The 21,319-nt window shown below is 74.6% G+C and carries 22 protein-coding genes and 1 pseudogene; 9 read left to right on the forward strand and 14 right to left on the reverse strand.

What is annotated here, in order from left to right:
* The first annotated feature begins 83 nt into the window (after positions 1-83).
* The 4 genes from IO39_RS59205 to IO39_RS37745 all read left to right on the forward strand — a co-directional run bounded on the left by IO39_RS59205 (position 84) and on the right by IO39_RS37745 (position 4,474).
* Positions 84-251 carry a hypothetical protein gene (locus tag IO39_RS59205; protein ID WP_157549506.1) on the forward strand — a complete coding sequence of 56 codons (168 nt, stop codon included), beginning with the start codon at positions 84-86 and terminating at the stop codon, positions 249-251.
* Between the two features lie 282 nt (positions 252-533).
* Positions 534-1,535, forward strand: coding sequence for a patatin-like phospholipase family protein (locus tag IO39_RS37735; protein WP_211267306.1), 1,002 nt, complete (start codon positions 534-536; stop codon positions 1,533-1,535).
* 624 nt (positions 1,536-2,159) lie between these two features.
* Positions 2,160-3,104, forward strand: coding sequence for an RNA polymerase sigma factor SigJ (gene sigJ, locus IO39_RS37740; protein ID WP_043634232.1), 945 nt, complete (start codon positions 2,160-2,162; stop codon positions 3,102-3,104).
* Between the two features lie 119 nt (positions 3,105-3,223).
* Positions 3,224-4,474, forward strand: coding sequence for an NAD(P)/FAD-dependent oxidoreductase (locus IO39_RS37745; protein ID WP_043634234.1), 1,251 nt, complete (start codon positions 3,224-3,226; stop codon positions 4,472-4,474).
* A gap of 91 nt (positions 4,475-4,565) precedes the next feature.
* Here IO39_RS37745 and IO39_RS37750 read toward each other — a convergent pair whose 3' ends face one another.
* From IO39_RS37750 to rsgA, 3 genes are read right to left on the reverse strand one after another with little or no spacing between them, the layout of a single operon-like run.
* Entirely contained in the window at positions 4,566-5,078 is a 513-nt protein-coding gene (locus IO39_RS37750; protein ID WP_043634236.1) for a GNAT family N-acetyltransferase, read from the reverse strand.
* Positions 5,075-5,953, reverse strand: coding sequence for a class I SAM-dependent methyltransferase (locus IO39_RS37755; RefSeq protein ID WP_084774171.1), 879 nt, complete (start codon positions 5,951-5,953; stop codon positions 5,075-5,077). Before IO39_RS37755 ends, IO39_RS37750 begins: the two co-directional genes overlap by 4 nt.
* Entirely contained in the window at positions 5,950-7,050 is a 1,101-nt protein-coding gene (rsgA, locus tag IO39_RS37760; protein ID WP_043634238.1) for a ribosome small subunit-dependent GTPase A, read from the reverse strand. The genes IO39_RS37755 and rsgA overlap by 4 nt, the downstream gene beginning before the upstream one ends.
* A gap of 387 nt (positions 7,051-7,437) precedes the next feature.
* Between rsgA and IO39_RS37765 the strand changes: the two genes are divergently transcribed.
* A complete protein-coding gene (locus IO39_RS37765; protein ID WP_157549509.1) occupies positions 7,438-7,683 on the forward strand; it encodes a hypothetical protein in 246 nt (81 codons plus the stop codon).
* 51 nt (positions 7,684-7,734) lie between these two features.
* On the opposite strand, the gene IO39_RS37770 is transcribed toward IO39_RS37765, so the two are convergent.
* Positions 7,735-8,724 carry a CPBP family intramembrane glutamic endopeptidase gene (locus tag IO39_RS37770; RefSeq protein WP_084774173.1) on the reverse strand — a complete coding sequence of 330 codons (990 nt, stop codon included), beginning with the start codon at positions 8,722-8,724 and terminating at the stop codon, positions 7,735-7,737.
* 275 nt (positions 8,725-8,999) lie between these two features.
* Between IO39_RS37770 and IO39_RS37775 the strand changes: the two genes are divergently transcribed.
* Complete coding sequence (locus IO39_RS37775; protein ID WP_052423885.1) at positions 9,000-9,977, forward strand: Ppx/GppA phosphatase family protein; 978 nt, start codon at positions 9,000-9,002, stop codon at positions 9,975-9,977.
* A gap of 43 nt (positions 9,978-10,020) precedes the next feature.
* On the opposite strand, the gene IO39_RS37780 is transcribed toward IO39_RS37775, so the two are convergent.
* The gene (locus tag IO39_RS37780; protein WP_052423886.1) at positions 10,021-10,758 is read right to left on the reverse strand and encodes a hypothetical protein; all 738 of its coding nucleotides are present in this window, start codon (positions 10,756-10,758) and stop codon (positions 10,021-10,023) included.
* A gap of 150 nt (positions 10,759-10,908) precedes the next feature.
* Positions 10,909-11,850 (reverse strand): alpha/beta fold hydrolase, encoded by a 942-nt coding sequence (locus tag IO39_RS37785; RefSeq protein WP_052423887.1) that lies wholly within the window; start codon positions 11,848-11,850, stop codon positions 10,909-10,911.
* 210 nt (positions 11,851-12,060) lie between these two features.
* On the opposite strand from IO39_RS37785, the pseudogene IO39_RS37790 reads away from it, so the two are divergent.
* Both IO39_RS37790 and IO39_RS37795 read left to right on the forward strand, forming a co-directional pair.
* Positions 12,061-13,091, forward strand: a pseudogene (locus IO39_RS37790) (sensor histidine kinase).
* Positions 13,088-13,747, forward strand: a complete 660-nt coding sequence (locus IO39_RS37795; RefSeq protein WP_043634243.1) for a response regulator — start codon at positions 13,088-13,090, stop codon at positions 13,745-13,747. Before IO39_RS37790 ends, IO39_RS37795 begins: the two are co-directional and overlap by 4 nt.
* Before the next feature lie 92 nt (positions 13,748-13,839).
* Here IO39_RS37795 and IO39_RS37800 read toward each other — a convergent pair whose 3' ends face one another.
* Positions 13,840-14,595 (reverse strand): carbonic anhydrase, encoded by a 756-nt coding sequence (locus tag IO39_RS37800; protein WP_211267307.1) that lies wholly within the window; start codon positions 14,593-14,595, stop codon positions 13,840-13,842.
* A gap of 186 nt (positions 14,596-14,781) precedes the next feature.
* Positions 14,782-15,882 carry an alpha/beta fold hydrolase gene (locus IO39_RS37805; RefSeq protein ID WP_043634246.1) on the reverse strand — a complete coding sequence of 367 codons (1,101 nt, stop codon included), beginning with the start codon at positions 15,880-15,882 and terminating at the stop codon, positions 14,782-14,784.
* Positions 15,883-16,222: 340 nt separating this feature from the next.
* Here IO39_RS37805 and IO39_RS37810 point away from each other — a divergent pair, with 340 nt between their 5' ends.
* Positions 16,223-16,960 (forward strand): hypothetical protein, encoded by a 738-nt coding sequence (locus IO39_RS37810; protein WP_157549512.1) that lies wholly within the window; start codon positions 16,223-16,225, stop codon positions 16,958-16,960.
* A 119-nt stretch (positions 16,961-17,079) separates the two neighbouring features.
* On the opposite strand, the gene IO39_RS37815 is transcribed toward IO39_RS37810, so the two are convergent.
* The 6 genes from IO39_RS37815 to IO39_RS57030 form a co-directional block, all read right to left on the reverse strand.
* On the reverse strand, positions 17,080-18,204 hold the full coding sequence (locus IO39_RS37815; RefSeq protein WP_043634251.1) for an NAD(P)/FAD-dependent oxidoreductase: 1,125 nt from the start codon (positions 18,202-18,204) through the stop codon (positions 17,080-17,082).
* A 73-nt stretch (positions 18,205-18,277) separates the two neighbouring features.
* Positions 18,278-19,177 carry an RNA polymerase sigma factor SigJ gene (sigJ, locus tag IO39_RS37820; protein ID WP_245642519.1) on the reverse strand — a complete coding sequence of 300 codons (900 nt, stop codon included), beginning with the start codon at positions 19,175-19,177 and terminating at the stop codon, positions 18,278-18,280.
* A gap of 235 nt (positions 19,178-19,412) precedes the next feature.
* Positions 19,413-19,604 (reverse strand): hypothetical protein, encoded by a 192-nt coding sequence (locus IO39_RS57025; protein ID WP_052423888.1) that lies wholly within the window; start codon positions 19,602-19,604, stop codon positions 19,413-19,415.
* Positions 19,601-20,278: an FAD-dependent monooxygenase gene (locus IO39_RS37825; RefSeq protein ID WP_211267308.1), complete on the reverse strand. Its 678-nt coding sequence runs from the start codon at positions 20,276-20,278 to the stop codon at positions 19,601-19,603. Before IO39_RS37825 ends, IO39_RS57025 begins: the two co-directional genes overlap by 4 nt.
* Before the next feature lie 24 nt (positions 20,279-20,302).
* Positions 20,303-20,827: a histidine kinase dimerization/phosphoacceptor domain-containing protein gene (locus tag IO39_RS59950; protein ID WP_043634258.1), complete on the reverse strand. Its 525-nt coding sequence runs from the start codon at positions 20,825-20,827 to the stop codon at positions 20,303-20,305.
* The gene (locus IO39_RS57030; protein WP_211267309.1) at positions 20,800-21,039 is read right to left on the reverse strand and encodes a hypothetical protein; all 240 of its coding nucleotides are present in this window, start codon (positions 21,037-21,039) and stop codon (positions 20,800-20,802) included. The genes IO39_RS59950 and IO39_RS57030 overlap by 28 nt, the downstream gene beginning before the upstream one ends.
* Positions 21,040-21,319: the final 280 nt, after the last annotated feature.

Here is a 21,319-nt window from a genome sequence, read left to right on the forward strand (position 1 = left end):
CCGGGGTGGTTCCCGTAGCCGTACGGGCCCGGCGTCTGACCGTACGGGCCTGGGTTCTGGGCGTACGGGCCCGGGTTCTGGTCGTGCGGCCGGCCTTGGCCGTACGGGCCTGGCGGCTGGCCATGAGGCCGGCCTTGGCCGTACGGGCCGGGGTTCTGGCCGTGCGGCTGACCGTACGGGCCGGGCCGGCCGTAGGGGTCCGGGTTCTGGCCGTACTGGCCTGGATGGCCAGGCTGGCCGGGGTGACCTGAAGAGGCAGGCTGACCGGGGTGGCCGGGCGGCTGGGGTGGGCCGTAGCCGGGGGCGCCCTGGCCGGGTGGCGGCCCGTACCCCTGGGGGCCCTGCGGTCCACCGGGCCCCTGGGGATAGGGCTGCTGAGGGTGTGCCATCACCCCATTCTGCGGCACACCCGTCACAACACTCCCAAGCACCCCAACCTGGACCCCGCCGGGGGCCCCGGGGGCGAGGGAGGCGCGAGGTGGTCGCGTAGTCTGTCGTGGTCCTTTTCGACCCCGTATCCCCAGGAGAGCGTTGTGGACAGGAGCCGGCACCGGATGCTGACGGTGCTCGCGCGCCGCGCCGCCGAGGCGAGCCGGCCCGGCGAGCGGACCGACGGGCACCGGGTCGCCCTCGCCATCGAGGGCGGCGGGATGCGGGGCACGGTGTCGGCGGGCATGGCGCTGGCGATCCAGCAGCTCGGCCTGCTGCCGCTGTTCGACGCCGTCTACGGCGCCTCGGCGGGGGCGATCTCGGGGGCCTGGCTGCTGAGCACGCGTCCGGAGGGGCTGCGCGGCTGGACCGACCCCGTCTTCGCCAGGGCGCTGATCCGCCGGGGCAACGTGTTGCGCGCCCGTCCCGTCGTGGACGTGCGGAGCCTGGTCGAGACGGTCTACGTCCGGGACTTCCCGCTCGACTTCGCCTCCGTGCTGACCTCCCCGATCGAGTTCCATCCGCTCGCCACCGACGTCCTGACGGGCGAGGCGGTGGACCTGCGACCGTCGCTCACCGACGAGCGCGCCCTGCGGCTCGCCCTGCGGGCCAGCGCCGCCCTGCCGCTGCTGGCCGGCCCGCCCGTGCCGATCGGCGACCGGCTCCTGTACGACGCGGGCGTGGCCGAGTCGATCCCCTTCCGCCAGGCCCTGCGCGACGGCGCCACCCACGTGCTCGTCCTGCGCTCGCGCCGGCTGGTCGACCGGGCCCCGGCCCGCACGGCGCCGTCCTGGGGGTCGCGCCTGGTCACCGGCGTCGGCCTGCGCCGCCACACGCCGGCGCTGCGCACGGCGTTCCTGGCGCGGGCCGCCCGGCTCGCCGCCGACGACCTGCTCCTGGCCGAGCACGACCGCGACGGCCCGTCCCTGAGCGACGGCCCCGCGATCCTGTCCATCCGTCCGCCGGACACCTCGCCGGGGATCAGCCGTCTGGAGAGCGACCCGGCCCTCCTGCACACCGCCTTCGAGGTGGGTCACGCCGCCGCGACCGGCGTGCTGAGCCCGGTCACCCGCCCCCTGGACGACAGCAGATCCGGCCCGGCCTGACGCGGCCACCAGGGCGGCGCGGACCCGCCGGACGAGCTCGATGCGGCCCCAGCCGTACCAGTGTCCGGGGGATGCGCCGTCGGACAGCCGCCGGACCAGCAGGGCGTGCTCGTCGGCGTAGCTCTCGATCGCCGCCAGCTCGGTCACGGCCAGCGCCGCGAACAGCGGGCCGCGCTCGCCCAGCCAGGTCTCGGCGAACAGCGGCAGCACCTTCCGGTCGTCCCACTGCAGGATGGCGGCCGTGATCTTGGTGATCACCGCGGCGCCCAGCGGGGTGGCGGTGGGCCGGCCTGCCAGGTAGGCCGCGCCGGCCGTGGCGAGCTCCGGGTCGGGGCACCTGGCCAGCGAGTCGAGGAGACGCTGGCGGCACTCGGCGAGCCTCTTGGCGAGCTCCTTGGGCGCGCCGGGGTCGGGCCGCTGCGCGGGAACGCGCACGCCGCCTCGCCGCGGGTGCAGCGCGCGCAGCCAGGCGGCCGGCATGACCAGCCGGTCCTCCTCCTCCGCGCCACCGGCCGCCGCCGGGGAGCCGGCCCGCGCGGCGGCCCCGGCCTCCTCCTCCGTGTAGCCCTTGCCCGCCGGGGAGACGGGGTGCCGCGGGCGGGGCGCGACTCTTAGGATCGGGGCATGCCCCTGAGCGTGCAGGACGTCGACCGGTTCGAGGCGGCCAGGCCGCGGCTGGAGGCCATCGCCTACCGGCTGCTCGGCTCCGCCGCGGAGGCCGAGGACGCCGTGCAGGAGACGTTCCTGCGCTGGCAGGCCGCCGACGTCGAGCGCGTCGGGGTCCCCGAGGCGTGGCTGACGAAGGTCCTCACGAACCTGTGCCTCAACCAGCTCACCTCCGCGCGGGCGCGCCGCGAGACCTACGTGGGCCAGTGGCTGCCCGAGCCGCTGCTCGCCGGCGACCCGATGCTCGGCCCCGCCGACACGGCCGAGCAGCGCGAGTCGGTCTCGTACGCCGTCCTCGCCCTCATGGAGCGCCTGTCGCCCAACGAGCGGGCGGTCTACGTGCTGCGGGAGGCCTTCGACTACCCGCACCGCGAGATCGCCGAGATCCTCGACCTCACCGAGGCCGCCAGCCAGCAGCTCTACCACCGTGCCAAGAGGCACGTCGCCGACGGCAGGGCCCGCGCCGAGGTCGACGAGGCCGCCGCGCGGCGCATCGTCGAGGAGTTCCTGGCCGCCGCCGTCACCGGCCGCACCGAGCCGCTCGTACGCCTGCTCACCGCCGACGCCGTCTCCGTCGGCGACGGCGGCGGGAAGGTCCCGGCCCGCGCCAAGGCGTTCGAGGGCGCCGGCGCGGTCGCGACGTTCCTGCGGGGCCTGTTCGCGCCCGGCGTGGCCAAGCGCGCGATCGTCGGCGGCTCGCCCGAGCTCTACATCTGGCCCGCCAACGGCGCCCCCGCCCTCGTGGCCGTCCTGGACGGCCGGGTCGTCGGCGTCATGTGCCTGGAGATCACCCCCGAGGGCATCGCCGCGTTCCGGCACCAGGTCAACCCCGACAAGCTCCAGCGCGCGACCGAGCAGTGGGCCGCCACCGACCACGGGGAGCCGCTGCTCACCATCTGGTGACCCCCATGTGAGGTGCGGGCGCGAGGTGCGGGTGTGAGGTGCTTCACACCGCGTTCCTGTCAGGAATCGGCGGGCTGCCCGGTTCAAGGGGCAAAACCGCGCGAGACAGGAGCAAGAAGATGCAGCACCGCATCATCGTCCTCGGAGCCGGATACACCGGAGCGATCGCCGCCGGCCGCCTCGCCAGGCGGCTGCGCCGCGAAGACGTCGCCATCACGCTCGTCAACGCCGAGCCCGACTTCGTGGAACGCGTCCGCATGCACCAGCTGGCCGCCGGCCAGGACCTCAAGCCGCGGCCGTTCAGCGAGATCTTCGCGGGCACGGGCGTCGAGGTGCGGGTCGCGAGGGTCACCGGCGTGGACGTCGACCGCAAGACCGTCACCATCACCCCCACCACCCCCGAGCCGGGCGCCGACGCCGAGTCCATCACGCCCGGGCCCGGCGCCGGCGCCGGCGCCGAGGAGCTGGCGTACGACACCCTGGTCTACGCCCTCGGCAGCGGCTGGAACCCGCAGGGCGTTCCCGGGACCGCCGAGCACGCCTACGAGATCGCGAGCCGCCCCGGAGCGCTCCGGCTGCGCGAGCGCCTGGCCTCCCTGGAAGCCGGGCAGAGCGTGCTCGTCGTCGGCGGCGGCCTCACCGGCCTGGAGGCCGCGACCGAGATCGCCGAGTCCCGCCCGGACCTCAAGGTCGCCCTCGCCGCCCGTGACGGCCTCGGCGAGTGGCTCTCGCCGAAGGGCCGCGCGCACCTGCGCAAGGTCTTCGCCAAGCTCGGCATCACCGCGTACGAGCACGCCGCCGTCACCCGCGTCACGGCCGGCGGCGTCTCCACGGCCGACGGCAGGGACCTCCCGGCCGCGGTCACCGTGTGGACCGCCGGCTTCGCCGTCCACCCCATCGCGCGGGCGACCGCCCTGGAGGTCACCGGCACCGGCCAGATCGTGGTCGACAGGACCATGCGCTCGGTCTCGCACCCGGACGTGTACGCCATCGGCGACGCCGCCATGGCGATGGGCCCCGGCGACAAGCCGCTGCGGATGTCGTGCGCCTCGGGCACGCCGACCGCCTGGCAGGCCGCCGACTCGATCGCCGCGCGCCTGACCGGCGGGAAGCTCCCGAACGCGCCGCTGCGCTACTTCAACCAGTGCATCTCGCTGGGCCGCAAGGAGGGCCTGATCCAGTACGTCACCGCCGACGACCGCTCCCTGTCCGCGGTCCTGACCGGCCGGCTCGCCGCCGTCTACAAGGAGCTGGTCTGCAAGGGCGCCGCCTGGAGCGTGGCCAACCCGATGTTCGGGATGCCGGCCCGGCGCCGTCCCGTCATCCGCACGAACAGCACGACGGGGACGGCCGTCAAGTCCGCGGCGTGACGCCCGCCACGGGGCGCGCCCTCGGGCCCGCCCGGGTGGCCCGGCGGCGGTGGTGCGCCGCCGGACCCGGGCCGGGCAGGCCCGCGGGCGGTCAGACGCCGAACGCGGCCGGGTAGCGGATGGTGCCCGCCGGCACCGGCAGGGCCGGGTCGAAGACGAGCGCCATCATGTACTTGTCCTCGACCTCGAAGGGCGGCCTGATGCCGTGGCGCGAGGCCGGGACGAACCCGAAGCGCGGGTAATACTCGGCGTGGCCGAGGACCAGGACCAGGTTCTCGCCCTGCTCCCGGGCGGCGTCCAGGGCCGCGCGGATGACCGCGGAGCCGGCGCCGCTGCGCTGGATCTCGGGCCGTACGGCGCACGGGCCCAGCGCGAGGGCCGGGGCGTCGTCGACGTGGCAGCGCGTGAGCAGCGCGAAGCCGGCGACGGAGCCGTCCGGCTCCCGCGCGACCCACGACAGGCCCGGCAGCCAGGCGGCCGGGTCGGCGCGCAGCGCCTCGACCAGGTCGGCCTCCTGCGAGGTGGGGAAGGCCGCGAGGTTGACCTCCCGGATCCCGGCGAGGTCGGCGGGGGTCTCGGGGCTGGTGATCCAGGAAGTGCTCATCGGTGGTTCACGTCCGTTTCTGTGCTCGCCCGCGGACGCAGGACATAGCCGGTGTACTGGTAGTCGGCGCCGTGCTCGCGGCGCATGGCGATCTCTTCGAGGGTGGCCGCGACCGCTTCGCGCATGCCGGCCACGGCCGGGTCGGCGGCGCGGGCCCGTTCGGACAGCGGCGTGTAGTACTCCTCGAACCAGTCGTCGTCGGGCAGCGGGTGCACCGCGACGACCGCGTATCCGGCGGCGCGGGCCGCGGCGACGTTCTCGTCGCGGGTGCGCAGCCGGTAGTTCCTCTCCCAGAACGCCCGCGCCGCGGCGGACGGGGAGCCGGTGGCCCGTTCGCATTCGGTGACGACCATGGCGCCGCCGGGGGCGAGCAGCCGCCGCCAGGAGCGCAGCGCCAGGTCGAAGCCGAGATGGTAGATGGAGCCTTCCGCCCAGATCAGGTCGAAGCTCTCATCGGGGAAGGGCATGTCCGCCATGGACGCCCGCACCGTGCGCACGGCGTGGCCGACGCCCCGGGCGGCGGCGGCGCGGGTCAGCTCGTCGAGGAACGGCTGGTGCAGGTCGAGCGCCGTGACCTCGGCGGCGGCCTGCTCGGCCAGCACCAGGGAGGCGCGGCCGGGCCCGCAGCCGACGTCCAGCGCGCGCGGGCGCGGCGGAAGCGGCCCGGCCAGGGCGAGCAGGCGGCGGGTGGTCGCGTCGGAGCCCGGCCCCTGCCGGGGCAGGCCGGCGTGCAGGGCGAAGAACGCCGCCACGACGGCATCACCGCCCGCGCCGTGCCCAGAGGTTGCGGCGTTCGTGGGGATAGTGGGTGAGGTGTTGTCGTCCGGGCCGGGGCCAGGCCCGGCCGCTGGGGCCGGGGTGGGGATATCGGTCATGACTGCCGGTCCCTGAACTTGTAGGTCGCGCGCAGATGGCTGGTGATCGCCTTCTGCCGGTCGGTACGCTCGCCCCGTAGCCGGGCGTCGGCCCGCGAGGCCGCCCAGGCGTTCTCGCGTTGCAGCTTGCGATAGTTGTCCAGGCGGCGCCGGGGCAGCTCGCCCGCCTCGATGGCGGCTTGGACGGCGCAGCCCGGCTCGGTCTCGTGCGCGCAGTCGCCGAAGCGGCAGCCGGTCGCCAGCCGTTCGATCTCGGCGAAGACCTGTTCCAGGCCGTCGGCGGCGTCGTACAGGCTGATCGTGCGCAGGCCGGGCGTGTCGATGAGGACGCCGCCGCCGGGCAGCGGGACCAGCTCGCGGCGGACGGTGGTGTGGCGGCCCTTGCCGTCCTGCGCCCGCACCTCGCCGATGTCCAGCCGCCGCTCGCCGAGCAGGGCGTTGCCCAGGCTGGACTTGCCCGCGCCCGACGAGCCGAGCAGGACCGTGGTGCCGCCCGTCAGCCTGGCGGCCAGCACGTCGAGGTTCTGGCCGGTGGCCACGCTGGTGACCAGCACGTCCACGCCCGGCGCCAGCGCGCTCGCCTCGCTCTGCGCGGCGGCGACGCCGGCGGGGCCGGCCAGGTCGGCCAGGTCGGCCTTGGTCAGGACGATCAGCGGCGTGGCGCCGCTGTCCCAGGCCAGGGCCAGCAGCCGCTCCAGCCGGGCGGCGGCCGGCGGGGCGGTCAGGGGGACGGCGACGACGACAGTGTCGACGTTGGCGGCCAGCACCTGCCCGTGGGAGGAGCGCGACGCCGACGCGCGCACGATCGTGCCGTGGCGTGGCAGCAGGGCCACGAGGGCCGGTTCGGGACCGGGACGCAGCGCCGCCCAGTCACCGGTGCAGGGGGCGAGGAGCGGGTCCGGTGAGTACAGCGCCGTGAGATCGGCGCGTACGGGGCCGGATTCGGTGATCGCGTCGCACCGGCCGCGATCGACGCGGGCGATCCGGGCCGGCACCAGGCCGGCCGCGCGGTGTGCGGCGAAGGAGTGGTCGAGTGATTCCGTCCATCCGTACCGGGACAGATCGGCACCGGAAGGATCGGTGAAGAAGTTCGGCAACGTGAGACACCTTGCGGGAAGGGGCCCCGACGAGACGCACGGAACCAGCCGCGCCCGACGAGCCGGACGGCTCGGGCACGGGGAAGAGGTGGGTCAGACCGGGGCCCGGGACGTGAGGAATGTCCGGGCGCTGCACACGGCAGCGGTCTTCACCGCGGTCATCAAGCCTCACCTCCCTCTCCATCCGAGATCCAACTCCGACAGCGGCAGCCTAGCATCCCCCGCGACCCGCCCCGAACGAGGTCGCGCCCCGCACCGGGAGCCCCGCGGGTGCCCGATCCTTACCAAATCCGGCGCTTCGTACGGGAAGAGGTGGAGATTCGCCCGGGAAGCCCCAGGGAGGACCGCGCGAACGACGCGGAGTGCCAGCAGCTCGAAGGGGCGAACATGACCAGCCGGCCACAGAACGGGAAAGACCAGCCGACCGAACGCGGCGGAAGCGAGGAGACCGCCGGCGCGCCGCTGACCCCGGCGGAGGAGGAGACGTCGCGGCGTCCGGCGGGCACCACCCCGGGCGTCACCCCCGACGGCGGCGGGCCCGACGACGAGGACGAGGACGAAGAAGACGAGGACGACGAGGACGGCAAAGCCTTCAAGCGGCTCAAAGAGCTCAACCCCGACGACTTCGAGTAGCCGCGACCGCCGCGGAGCGGGCGAGGGACCGGCCACCGGCCCCTCGCCCGCTCACCCGGCCTCCCGCAGCCTCCCGCGCGGCGCCCGACCTCCCGCAGCCTCCCGCGCGGCGCCCGACCTCCCGCAGCCTCCCGCGCGGCGCCCGACCTCCCGCCGGTAGCCGAGGCGTCCGCGGGTCGCGATGAGCACCAGGACGGCCGCCGTGGTGCCCGCGAGCAGCGTGACCTGGCTCGCTTGGTCGGGGGTGGCGAGCGAGGGGAACATGTCCGTGTACGCGATCGACATGAAGTTGTTGACGCTGACGTGCAGCAGCATGACCAGCGGCAGGCTCTGCCCGGTCCGGTTGAACACCCAGGTCACGACCACGCTGAACATGCAGGTGAAGCCGAGGAACATGCCGGCCCGCGCCCAGGTGACGTCCGGCCACCCGCCCCACTCGCTCAGGAACAGCGGCAGGTGCCAGACGCCCCACAGCGGGCCGAGGATGACGGTGGCGCCCAGCGGGCCGAATTTGTCCTGCATGCGGGCCAGGGCGAAGTCCCGCCAGCCGGGCTCCTCCGCGAGCCCCGTGGTGACCATCTGGAGCAGCAGCCCGGGCACGTACGCGACCAGCACCACGACCGGCGGCAGGCGCACCTCTCCGTCGGCCACCGCGGCGGCGGTGAGGATGATGGCGGCGGGCACTCCGAGGGCGGTCACGAGGTACCAGACCCAGCTCACCCGCCACTTGGTCATCCGCCCGATCCAGCGGCGGACGCCCTCCTTGCCTTCGGTGATCCTGGTCACGAGGTAGGCGGCGAAGATGGGGCCGAGGTAGGCGCCGGGCAGGACCCCGAGGAACTGCGTGGTGCCGAGCAGGACGGGGAAGCGGAAGTCCAGGACCCCGAGGCCGTTCGCCGACAGCACGTAGGGCAGCCAGACGATCCAGCTCAGCACGTTGGCCAGGAGGAAGAAGCTGACCAGCGGACGGCGGCGGACGAAGCCGGTGAACCCGGCCCGGCCGGGGTGCTGCTCGGTGGCGGGCTGACTGTTGACGGCCATTCTCAGTTCCCTTGGGGAGCGCTTGACGGACAGCGCCCAGCACATCAGCCGCGAACCCTCCCCGTCGTTCCCGCGTACGCCCCAACAGCGGTATAGCCAGGGGTACCACCGCGAGCCGGACCGAGCAGCCGGCCATCGGGCCGGCACGAGCATCCTGGGATCAGAACCCCGCCTGCCCGCGGCGGCGAACGTCAACCACCAGTCATCCCGAGCGGCGATCGCCGGGACGCGGAAACGAAGATTGCCCGCGCCGGCGACGGGGTAGCGCCTGGGCCATGCGACTAGGCGTGCTCGACATCGGCAGCAACACCGCACATCTGCGCATAGCCGACCTCAGGGCGGGCTACCCGCCGCAACCGGTGGCCACGCTGAAGCGCCGCGTCCGGCTGGCCGAGGCGACCAGCAGGGAGGGGGTCGTCGCGCGGGCGGCGATCGACCGGCTGACCGAGGCCGTCGCGGAGGCCGCCGCCGTCGCGGCCCGGCACCGGGTGCAGGAGCTGGTGCCGTACGCCACCGCGGCCGTCCGCGACGCCGCCAACCGCGACGCGATCCTGGCCGAGATCCGGGCCGTCACCGGCGTCCGCGTCGGCTACCTCCAGGCCGAGCAGGAGGCCAGGCTGACGTTCCTGGCCGCCAGGCACTGGCACGGCTGGTCCGCCGGGCCCATCCTGCTGGCCGACATCGGCGGCGGTTCGATGGAGCTCGCGTACGGCAGCGGCGAGACCCCGGAGCTGGCGCTGTCCCTCCCCCTGGGCGCCGGCCGGCTGACCCGCCACCGCCTGCCGGACCCGGACCGGGTGAAGAAGAAGCACCGCAGGCGGCTGCGCGAGTACGTGGAGTCGGTGCTGGCCCAGGGCATCGGCGAGATCTCCGCCAGGCACCGCGCCGGCCCCGCCACCCCGGTCGCCACATCCAGGACGTTCTCCCAGCTCGCCCGCCTGTGCGGCGCCCCGAAGGCCGAGCACGGTCCCTACGTCGCCCGCGAGCTGCGCCGCGCCGACCTGCCCGCGGCCATCGACCTCCTGGCCCGCAGAACCCCTGCCGAACGCGCCCGGCTCCCCGGCGTCTCGGCCGCCCGCGCCCGGCAGATCCTCGCGGGCGCCATCGTCGCCGACGCCACCCTGACCGCCCTGAACCTCCCGTCCGTCCGCATCTGCCCCTGGGCTCTGCGCGAGGGCATCCTGCTCGACCGCCTCCACCACACGGTCGGCCGCACCCGCCACCTGACCCTCATCCACACCGAAAGCGCCTGACTCGAAAGCCTGGGGCGCGGCGGGTGCCGGGGCTCGTGGCCGATCAGTGGATCGGATGGAGTGGTGACGTACGGGTGCGGGGGTCGTTCTCCGGGTGGTCGGGCACCTGCTGGGCGGCGGTGTAGGCGGCGTCGCGGACCTCGTTCAGCCAGCCGGCGGGGCGCAGCCCCGGGATCGGGTGCCGGAGGGGGTTGAAGCGGGTCGGGTGCTCGTCGTCCGGCAGCGCCGGGGCGGACAGGTGGGCCTGGCCGAAGGGCCGCCACGGCCCCGAGGGGGCGGCGGCGAGGAGTTCGAGCACGAGCGGGCCGGACTCGGCGGCCCGGGCCGGCGCGCCGAACGTGGCGGGCAGCGCGCCCGGCGTGTGCAGCACCGCGCCCAGCAGCACCCTCCGGTCACCCGCCTGGTACGGGAACAGGCACCCGTACATGCCCGTCCACCGGACCGCGGGCCGCAGCAGGCGTCGTCCCAGCGGGCCGTGGCCCGTGGTGGCCAGCAGCAGCTCGGCCGTGGTGTCGTCCTGCCGCCAGCGGAACGCGATGCCGAGGATGTCGGGCAGCGGCGGCGGCACCCCGACGGAGCGGGACAGCCGGGCGATGCCGCGCAGGTCCGCCGGCTGGTCGAGGAAGGGGACGCCACACGGTCGCCGCATCCCGTGCAGGCGCAGGTGCGCGTCGAGGACGAGCCCGGACGGGTGCAGCGGCCGCCCCCGTCGCAACCGGGCCGCCGTGCCGAAGCCCGCCGCCAGTCCCGACCTCGCCAAGGACGTCCACGGCCGTTCCATGGCCACCCCTCACCGTCGCCGAACCACGTCCACGCGACCAGCCACGTCAGTGCCCCAGGTCAGAGCCATGTGTCCGAGCGCGTTCATGTGACGGCTGCTACCCCGGAGGACGCTGGGGAATCACCGGGCGGGCGATGACGGAGCCGCCGGTCAGCCGGCGGTCTTCTGGCCTGCGACCTGGCCGGCGACCTGGGCGGCGACCTGGGCGGCGACGCGCTCGATGGCCTTGACGGCGACCTCCGGCTCGTCGACGTAGATGTAGTGGGCGCTCTTCGCGGCCGTGCTCAGCCTGCTGCCGCCGGAGATCGCCAGCCACTTGCGCTGGCCCTCGGCCCAGGCCCGCTCCAGACGCTGCCCGTACTGGGGGACCTCGGCGAGGTACTGCTTGCCGTGCTGGATCACCTCCACCGGGATGTCACCGGCGGGGCGCACCTTGCCGTCCGGGATGGCCAGCTTCTCGGGGTTGTTGCCCTGGAACACCGCGAGGTTCTGCGCGCGCAGCTCGGCCGCCGGGCCCTTGGCCGACTCGGGGATGGCCTTGGCGATGTCGTCGGCCATGGTGGGCGAGGTGGCGTCCATGAGGACCAGCCCCTTGACCCTGTCCTGGTGGTCGGGGGCGTACCTGGCGGCGATGAGCCCGCCCAGCGAGTGCCCGGCCAGGACGACCGGGGCGTCCCCGGCGACGCGGTCGAGCACGCCGGTCAGGGTCTTCCCCACGCCGGCCAGGTCCTGCGGGCCCTCGGGCTGGTCGCTCGCACCCGAGCCGAGCCGGTCGTAGGAGCAGACCCGGTTCTTCCCGCTCAGCGCCTTCTGGAGGGCGGCCAGCTTGTCCAGCCCGTCGCCCGCGCCGTGCAGCAGGACGACGACCGGCTTGCCCTTCTCCTGGTCGCCCGCGCAGGACACGTTCACCGACCGGCCCGCAACCTTGATCTTCTCGGTCCCGTCGATGGGGGCGGCGCCCGCGCTCCGCGAGGTCGCCGGGGCCATGGGGTCCCAGTTCTCCAGCGACTCGCCGCTGCAGCCGGTGAGCCCGGCGCCGAGCGCGGTGCAGCAGAGTGCGGTCACTACGGATGCCCTGACCTTGGCGAGCATGTGTCCTCCAGTGAAAGAACGGCGAAAGGAGCGGCGCCTGGCGGTTCCGCCCGGCGGCGGTGTCGTGGTGATGCGGCCGGACTGCCGTGGCCACGCAGTAACGCTAGGGATTCGGGGGCGGGCCGAGCGTCACCGCACGGTGGACATTCGCCGGTAGCTCTCACGGGGGACAAGCACGACGAACCCGGCGCAACCGCTACGCTCTCCTGAGTGATCGATCTCCGTCGGCTCCCGGCTCTGTGGCAGCGGTGTGACGTCACGGTGCGGGACTTCCCGTTCGCGCTGCTGCTGACCGTCGCCTCGCTCATGCCGGCGTTCCAGGGCCGGGGGACGGAGATCGGCGACATGCCGGCCCGCCCCTACGACGCGCTGGCCGTCGCGGTGGTCGCCCTCGAATGCCTCCCGCTCACCGTGCGGCGGCGGTGGCCGGCCGTCAGTCTCGTCCTGGTGTCGCTCGGTTTCGTCCTCGACCAGCTCTTCGCCTATCACGCGGTGGGGGGCACGGCGCTGCCCATCGCGCTCATCAGCGCGGGCGCCCATCTGGAACGCCACCGGCGCGCCATCGTGATCCTCCTCTCCGCCGCGTACGTGCCGTTCGTGGTCGTGCTCGACCGGCTCGGCTCGAACGAGACGCTGGCCGACATCGCGATGTTCTACCTGGCGCTGGCCCTCGCCTGGGGGATCGGCGCCTGGTTGCGCTCGACGCGGGCGGCCGAGGCCGAGCGCCGCCGGCACGTCGCCGAGGCCACCCGCGCCGCCGAGCGCACCCGCATCGCCCGCGAGCTGCACGACGTGGTGACCCACCACGTCACGGCGATGGTGGTGCAGGCCGAGGCCGCCCGCTACCTGACCGCCGCCCCCGACTGCGCGAGCTGGTGGAGCAGACGCGCCAGGCGGGGCAGCCGGTGGAGTTCAAGGAGGAGGGCGAGTCGGCCGGAGCGGCGGGCGGCGCGGAGTTCGTGGCCTACAGGGTCGTGCAGGAGGCCCTGACGAACGCCCTCAAATACGCCCACGGCAGCCATACCGAGGTCTGGGTGCGTTACGGCGAGAAGGAGATCAGCGTGGAGGTCGGCACCGACGGCTCCGATTCCGGGGCCGGCGCCTCTCTGGGCGGGAGCGGGCGGGGCCTGGCCGGGCTCCGCGAGCGGGTGGACGCCCTGGGCGGCGAGTTCAGCGCCGGCCGGCAGGCGGGCGGCGGCTTCGTCGTGCGGGCCCGCGTCCCCGTGGCGAGCCCGTCGTGAGCGCGCCGGTGAAGGTGCTGGTCTGTGACGACCAGGCGCTGATCCGCACCGGGTTCGCCACCATCATCGACGCGCAGCCCGACCTGGAGGTGGTGGGCGAGTGCGGCGACGGTCGCGCGGCGGTCGAGCTGGCCCGCCGGCTGCGGCCGGACATCGTGGTGATGGACGTGCGGATGCCGGTGCTGGACGGCATCGCGGCGACCCGCCTGCTGGCCGGGGCGGGGGTGGCCGACCCGGTCAAGGTGCTGGTGGTGACGACGTTCAACCTGGACGAGTACGTCTACGAGGCGTTGCGTGCGGGGGCGAGCGGCTTCCTGCTCAAGGACGCGCCGCCGGCGCAGCTCCTGCACGGCATCCGTACGGTCGCCGGCGGCGCGGCGCTGCTGGCGCCGGAGGTGACGCGCCAGCTCGTGGGCCGGTACGCGGCCCGCATCCGCCCGACCGAGGGCACGCCCGAAGACGGCGTGCTGACCCCGCGCGAGCTGGAGGTGCTGCGCCTGATCGCCGACGGGCTGTCCAACAGCGAGATCGCCGCGAGCCTGGTGATCAGCCAGGAGACCGTCAAGACGTATGTGTCGCGCATCCTCACCAAGCTCGGCCTGCGCGACCGGGTGCAGGCGGTGGTCTACGCCTACCGCAAGGGCCTGGTGACCTGAGAGCAGGCGGGCGGGCTCACGCGCACGGGCTCACGCGAGCGCGGTCAGGCGGGCTCACGCGGGCGGGGTCAGGCGGGCTCACGCGGGCGGGGTCAGGCGGGCGCGCCGTTCAGGATCTCGACCGCGCCGGTGTCCAGCGAGTAGTACGCGCTGACCACGGCCACGGCCCCCTTGCCGACCAGCGGCGCCAGGTCGCGGTTGCCGCGCAGCGCGTCGGCGGTCAGCTTCACCTGCGCCTTGGCCATCGTCTCGGCGGGGTCGGCGCGGCCGTCGCGCACCGCCTCCTCGTACGCCGGCCGCAGCGCGTCCATGATCGCCCGGAGGTTGCCCGGCAGCGGCCGGTCCTCCCGCAGCGCCTTGTAGGCGGCGGCGACCGCGCCGCAACGCTGGTGACCGAGCACGACGATCAGCGGGGTCCCGCTGACCATCGGCCCGTACTCCACGGAGCCGGTGATGACGGGATCCACCGCCACTCCGCCGCTCCGCATGACGAACAGGTCGCCCAGGCCGGTGTCGAAGACCAGCTCGGGCGCCACCCGTGAGTCGATGCACGACAGCACGGCCCCGTAGGGCTGCTGGCTGGTGGCCAGCAGTTGCCGGCGGGTGGGATCGCGATCCGGGTGCCGCAGCGCGTTGGCCACCCAGCGGCCGTTGCCCGCCATGAGCCGCTCGTAGGCGGCCTTGGGGGTGTCGGGAGCCGGTTCGGGAGAGGGGGCGGGAGACGGGTCCGCGCCGGTCGCCCCGACCGTCGAGCAGCCGGCCAGGCAGGCCGCCGTCAGTGACGCCGTCAGGGACACCGCTCCGGTGAGCAGCGTGCGCCGCCCCGGACCATCAGTTCGAACGCTCATGACCTGCCGCTCCGAAGGATCGCACCACCCGGTGAACACGGAAGGCAAGGGTAATGCAACTCTCCGTGATTGACCAAAAGTCATGCTGTCCTCCTGGCGACTCCTCCTCCAGCCGTCCCTCAGCGACAGGTCAGGACCTCCGCGTGATGACAACCGCCGACGACTCCCCCACCTGCCCGCGCGCCGTCACTTGGCGGTGAACGAGAGGATCTCACGTGCCACGGCCGTCGGGTTCTCCTCCGCCAGCCAGTGCCCCGCCCGGGGGATCTCGACGGCGCGCGTGACGTTGCGCAGCAGCGGCGCCACCGTCGGCCGGGTGCCGGCGAGCGAGCCGGTGGCCGTCAGGAGGAGCGTGGGGGTGTCCACGGGGGCGGCCGCGGCGTTGTCGCGCTCGTCCTGGTCCAGGCTCCGGTAGAGCTCGAACCCCGCGCGCAGGACGTGCGGGCGGCTGTACGTGCGGACGTACTCGTCGGTCTCCGCCTCGGTGAAGGGGGAGCGCGTCCGCGTGCCGCCGAACGCCGCCCCGCCGTGGGCGACCTGCGGATAGAACGCCGTCAGGTAGTCGCGCACGTCGCCCGGGTCGTCGACGAGCTTCTCCGGGATCGACCGCTGGCTGTTGAAGGCCATGTGCCAGGAGAAGGTCCGGTACTTCGCGGCGGGCAGCGCCGGCCCGGGAAGGGGATAGTCCATGTGCACGTAGGACTTCACCTGGCCGGGGAACTGGGAGACGTACTGGAAGCCGACTCCCCCGCCGAGGTCGTGCGCGACCAGGTCGAAGCGGTCGAGCCCGATCCGGTCGCGCAGCAGCTCGTGGACGTGCCGGGCCAGGGTCTTCTTGTCGAAGCTCGCCGGGCTTCCCTCGCTGTCGCCGAGGCCGGGCAGGTCGAGGGCGTAGACGGTGTGCTGCCTGGCGAGCGCCGGCATGATCTTGCGCCACTCGTACCACGTCTGTGGCCAGCCGTGCAGCAGCACCAGCGCCGGGCCCCGGCCGCCCGTGACGTAGTGCATGCGCATCCCGCCGGCCTCCGCGAACCGGTGCTCGAACGTCGCGTTGAACGCGGCGTCGTGCTTCGTCGCGGCGTCATAGGACGCGGGCGGCCGGGTCGCCGGTCCGGCGGCGTACGGCGCCTGCGGCCGGGTCGCCGAGGCGGCGGCGGGAGGCGCTCCGGCGGCCCCGCCGAGCACGTTCCACCCGGCGGCGCCCGCCACGAGGGAGAGGGTCAGCGCGCCGGCGCCGAGGAGGAGGCGGCGGCGGGAGGGGCGGTTCTGGCTTGGGGTCGGTGTCATGCCGCCAGCTTCGGGCGTTTTCTTGCGATAACGCATACTTTATTGCGAGATCGCAAAACCGACCCACCGGTGGAGCGGGTGGCCAGAGCGCGTCGCCGGCGCCGGGCCGCCGGAAGTCCGCGCTGGTCAGCGGGCGCGACGGGCGCGGATTGGAGTGTTTGCCGGGTTCGCCGTCGCCGCCGACCGGCGCGCGTCGCGGAAGATGGCTTTTCGCGACGGGTTCCTTGGTCAAGTGATGGGCGGCGGGCCGCTCGTTGCGGAATCCTTGAGGAGGCGGGAACGCTGCGGCCCCGGCGTGCCGGCCACCCCCGAAGCGACGAACGAGTGCGATGGCGGAACCGTGGAACAGCTTGAATACCGAAAGCTCATCAAAGTGCTGGAGCAGGTGGCCGCGGCTCGGCAGGGGGCGCTCTACCCGGTGCTGGCCGACGCCCTGGCCGTGCACCTCGGGTGGATCGACGCGTTCGTGGCCGAGAACCCCGCATACCTGGCGCTGGACGGCGGCGGCGAGGAGCAGTACCTCACCATGTTCCGGCCGTCCTTCGTGGAGGAATACGCCGAGCGCTGGCGCTGGAACAACCCGTTCGCCTCGCGCGACGGGGTCGCCAGCCTGACCCGCCACGGCGTGGCGACCCTCGGCCGGCTCCGCCTGCGGGCGACCGGCCCCGAGCGGGACTTCGCCGACACCTTCCTGCGCCGCAACGGCATCGACGACATGCTGAAGATCGTCGTCAGGTCACCGGTCACCGGCGCGGTCAGCACGCTGGGGGTGCCGTTCGACGGGGCGCGGCGCGTCATCGAGCCGGGCGACCGGCTGATGGCGGCCACGCTGGGCCCGTTGCTGAGCCCGTACTTCGACGCGAACCTCGCGCCGCCCGCCACGCCGCCCTCCCTGTCACCGGCCGCGCCACCCTCCGTGCGGATCACCTTCCCGCCCGCCGCACAGATCACCGCGCAGATCACCGCGCCGCCCGCGGTACAGATCACCCTCCCGCCCGCCGTGCCGGACCCCAGGCCGGCCACCACGCCGGACCTCGACCCCGCCGAACGCGACGTGGCCCGGCAGGGGCCGGCCTGACCGGCCCGGCTGGCCGGCCGGGCCGACCAGGCCGAGCCGACCAGGCCGAGCCGACCAGGCCGGGCCGACCAGGCCGGGCCGACCGGGGACAGGCCGGGGGGACGGGCGGCGGCGGCCGGTCACGCGTGCGGGCGGTAGGGGCCGGGGTGGCGCATCCGCCAGACCGTGCCGCGGGTGATGGCCTCCTTGAAGCGGGCCGAGGCCCGGCCGGTCAGCACGGCGCCGAGCGGGCGGTCGTCGGCCCGGGTGAACTGGGTGACCCCGTCGTGGCGGCCCAGGCTGATGTTCTGCCACACGTAACGGATCCTGGCCGGCCGCGGGTCACGTCCGGTCACCAGGTCGGCCGCCGCGTCGCCCGCCCGCAGGCCCATCGGCAGGCCGGTCTGGCAGGACATGCGCGAGCGCCCGCCCGCGACCCGCGCCGCCGCGGCGTCCCCGGCGCCGAACACCTCGGGATGCGAGAGGGAGCGGAGGGTCGCGTCGACCAGCATGCGCCCGTGCCCGTCCGTGGCCAGCCCGGCGGCCGCGGCGAGGCCGGCGACGCGGAAGCCGGCCGCCCACACCACGGTGTCGGCGGGCGTCTCGCGGCCGTCGCCCAGGAGCAGGCCCTCGGCGGTGATCCCGGCGACCGGGGTGTGCTCGTCCAGGGTGACGCCCAGCCGGCGCAGGGCCCGGTGGAGATGGCGGCGGGCCGTCGCGGAAAGCCCGTCCCCGACCGGGCCGGCCGAGACCAGCCGGACCTCCAGCCCCGGGTGCGCCTCCTTGATCTCGGTCGCGGCCTCGATCCCGGTCAGCCCGCCGCCGACCACGGCGACCGAGCGGGCCGTCCCGGCCAGGCGGGACCGCAGCCGGGCCGCCTCGCCCTCGGTCGCGACGGTGAACGCGTGCCCGGCCGCCCCGGGCACCGCGTCCAGGTCGGCGCCGCTGCCGAGGGCGTAGATCAGCAGGTCGTAGCCCACCTCGTACGGCGCCGCGTCCAGCCGCACCACCCGCGCCCCGAGGTCGATCCCCGTCACTCCGGCCACCACCAGCTCCACCCCCGTGCCGGCGAGCAGCCCGCGCAGGGGCAGCCTGGGCAGCTCCTGCCCGGCCGCGAGCTGGTGGAGCCGCACCCGCTCCACGAAACGGTCGCTCACGTTCACCAGCGTCACCCGGACCTCGGTGCCGCGCAGCCGCCGGGCCGCCCGCTTGGCGGCGCCCAGCCCGGCGTAACCGGCGCCCAGCACCACGATGTGCATCGTCATGGTTCCTCCGATCGAGTCCCCATCTGAACCGGCAGGCCGGCCGATTCGTGACACCACCCCGGTGTGAGCGTGGTCACACGAGCTGGGCGGCGGCGAACGCGAGCTTGGCGGGGTTCGTGAGGGTCCTGACCGTGGTGATCCGGCCGTCGCCGATCTCCACGGTCATGATCGCGCGCAGCTCGCCCGCGTGCCGCAGCAGCACCGCGAGCTCGCCGTTGACCTCCGCGACCGTGGCCGAGACCGAGGACGCCTCCGGCCGCAGGCTGAGGCCGCGCAGGTAACGCAGCACCCGCTCCCGCCCGTGGACGGGCCGCCGGGCCGCGGTCGTGCCGCCACCGTCCGCCCAGGCGACCACCTCCGCGGCGAGCAGCCGCTCCAGCCCGGACACGTCACCGTGCAGGGTCGCGGCCATGAACCGCTCGACGATGCGGCGATGGTGGTCGCGGTCGGCGTCGAACCGCTTGCGGGCCGCGCCGAGGTGTCCCCTCGCCCGGCGGTGGAGCTGCCGGGAGTACGCCTCGTCGAGGCCGAGCAGGTCACCGATCTCGGCATGGCTGTGCCCGAACGCCTCGCGCAGCACGAACACCGCCCGCTCGGCCGGGCTCAGGCGCTCCAGCAGGACCAGCAGGCCCAGCGACACGGACTCGCGCTGCTCGACGGTCTCCAGCGGCCCGAGCGCGCCGTCACCGGTGAGCACGGGCTCGGGCAGCCACGGCCCGGCGTAGCCCTCCCGCCGGCGCCGCGCCGAGGCGAGCTGGTTGAGGCACAGGTTGGTGATGACCCTGGTCAGCCAGGCGGCCGGCACGTCGACCGGCCCGGCCTGGCTCCAGCGCAGGAACGTCTCCTGCACCATGTCCTCGGCCTCGGCGGCCGAACCAAGCAGCCGGTAGGCCAGGCCGAACAGCCGGGGCCGCTGCTCCTCGAACACGTCCACCGGCGGCCGCTCCTCCGTCCCCGCCCCCAGGAGATCCACGTGGCCGATGTTAGGCGCCCCGGACCGCCGTGCCGCATCCGGCCCGCACCCGGCTCCGCCCCGCCCGGACGGCACCGTTCATGAACGGCACCGCCACGAACGGCGCCGTCTGTCCGGTCAGGGGAGCCGGCGCGAAGCAGACGCAGGCGGTCACCGTCGGCGCTGTCCCAGGGTTCCTCCGAGATGGCGGGCACCACACACACTCCAATCGGTTCGGCGAGGGTCGGGGGTTCGGTCAGCCGGCGTGGGCGATGTCCAGCTCCCGGGCGCGGATGGACCTGCTGCCGTTCCGCAGGGAGCGCAGGGCGTCGCCGATCACCGGGAGGCGGAGGCCGCGGGCCATGACCGGCCGCAGGGCGATCTGCCGCCGGTTGCCGGGGGTGAAGAAGTGGCGCTGTTCGACGCCGTTGGCCTGGTAGTAGGTCATGTGCGGGCGCAGCCGCGCCTCCCAGGCGCGCAGGGCGCCGGGCAGGTCGCCGGGGTGGCGGGGCTCGCCCCCTCGTGCGGGGCGAGCCCGCCGACCGGCCCCGGCAGGGCCGTCGCGGCGATCATGTAGCCGAGCCGGTGCAGATACCTGCCGTCCGGGCCGAAGACCAGGCGCCGGACCGTGGAGCGCAGCCCGTCGGCGCCCACGACCAGGTCGAAGCGCTCGGTCACGGAGTCGCCACCCTGGTCGAGCGTCACCTCGACGCCGGCGGCGTCCTGCTCGACGCGGGTGGGGGTGGTCGCGTAGCGGATCTCCACGTCGGGCGGGAGCGCGGCGAAGGCGGCGCGCTCCACGTCCCCGCGCAGCATCGCGCGGGGCGGCACCGGCAGGTCCCCGAAGCCCAGGCCGGGCCGGCGCGTGCCGGCGCGGTCGACCGTGTAGGTGATGGCGCCGGGCGGCGACCGGTCGGGCAGGGCGTCGAGGATGCCGAGGCGCCGCGCCGCCGCCCGGCCGGCGCCGAACAGCACGACGAAGTAGCCACCCGGGCGGCGGCCCGGCGCCCGCTCCATGATCACCGGCTCCCAGCCGGCCCGCCGCAGGCCGATCGCCGTGGCGATGCCGCTGATGCCGAGCCCCACGACGAGGGCTCGTCTCCTGCTGCTCAATGAGGTCATGGTCGCCTCCTGGGGTCGCAACGGCTACGGGACGAGGACGATGCGGTGGTCGCTCCCGGCGGTCCACGCCTGGGCCACCTCGGCGAGGGGCACGGCGCGGGCCCGTACGTCGATCTCGCCCGCCGCCAGTGCCGCGGCCAGCTCCGGCAGCTCGGCGAGGATGTCCCGGAACAGCTCGGCCAGCTCGTCAAGCTGCTCGAACTCGCCCTGGCCCGCCCGTAACGCACACTCCACCGCCAGCCGCTCCCCCGGGCCGCCGCCCTCGCCCTGGCCCGCCCGTAACGCGCACCCCGCCGCCAGCCGCTCCCCCGGGCCGCCGGCCTCCTGCGCGGGTGGCGGGCCGGTGCGGAGGTCGTGATCGGCCCTGAGCAGGTCCAGCAGGTCCAGCAGGTGGCGGAGGTCGCCGATGGCGCGCCGCCCGGTGTCGGTGACGGCGGTCAGGGCCGCGTCGAGGCGGTCGGGGGCGGCGGTCAGGTAGCGGGCGGCCTCGGCCTGCACCACCATCGCCGTGACGTGGTGGGTCACCACGTCGTGCAGGCCGCGCGCCACCGGCGCGGGACCACGTTGCCGCGCCGGCGCGCCAGCCACATGAACACGATCGTCAGCAGCAGGCCGAACACCACCGCGTACGGGCTTCCCTCCGGCCCGAACGACCCGCCGAGGAGCAGGGTGAGCAGCGCGCTCCCCTGCACCGCGCCCACGATCGCGTAGCCGGCGAAAGTGACCGCGACGACGGGCACGAGCTGTTTCAACAACCGCATGACGACTTCCTCACCTGGGGACCTGCGCGACGGGTCCCCGCCGCTACGTCAGCAACGCTAGGGATCCGGCGCTCCGGGATCGTCACCGTGCGGTGGACATTCGCGGGTAGCTCGCACGGGGGACAAGCACGCGGGCGGCCTCCCGCCCGCTCTTGCCCTCCGGTCAAGGACGATTGATACTGCCCACTATCGGGCGAAAGGCGCCATGCACAATCACTGTCCACCCCCCAGGGAGTGATCGCTGTGCCCTCCGCGAATCGTTATGCCCCCTCACGTCGCG

This window comes from Nonomuraea candida (assembly GCF_000725485.1).
GTDB classification, from domain to species: Bacteria; Actinomycetota; Actinomycetes; order Streptosporangiales; family Streptosporangiaceae; genus Nonomuraea; species Nonomuraea candida.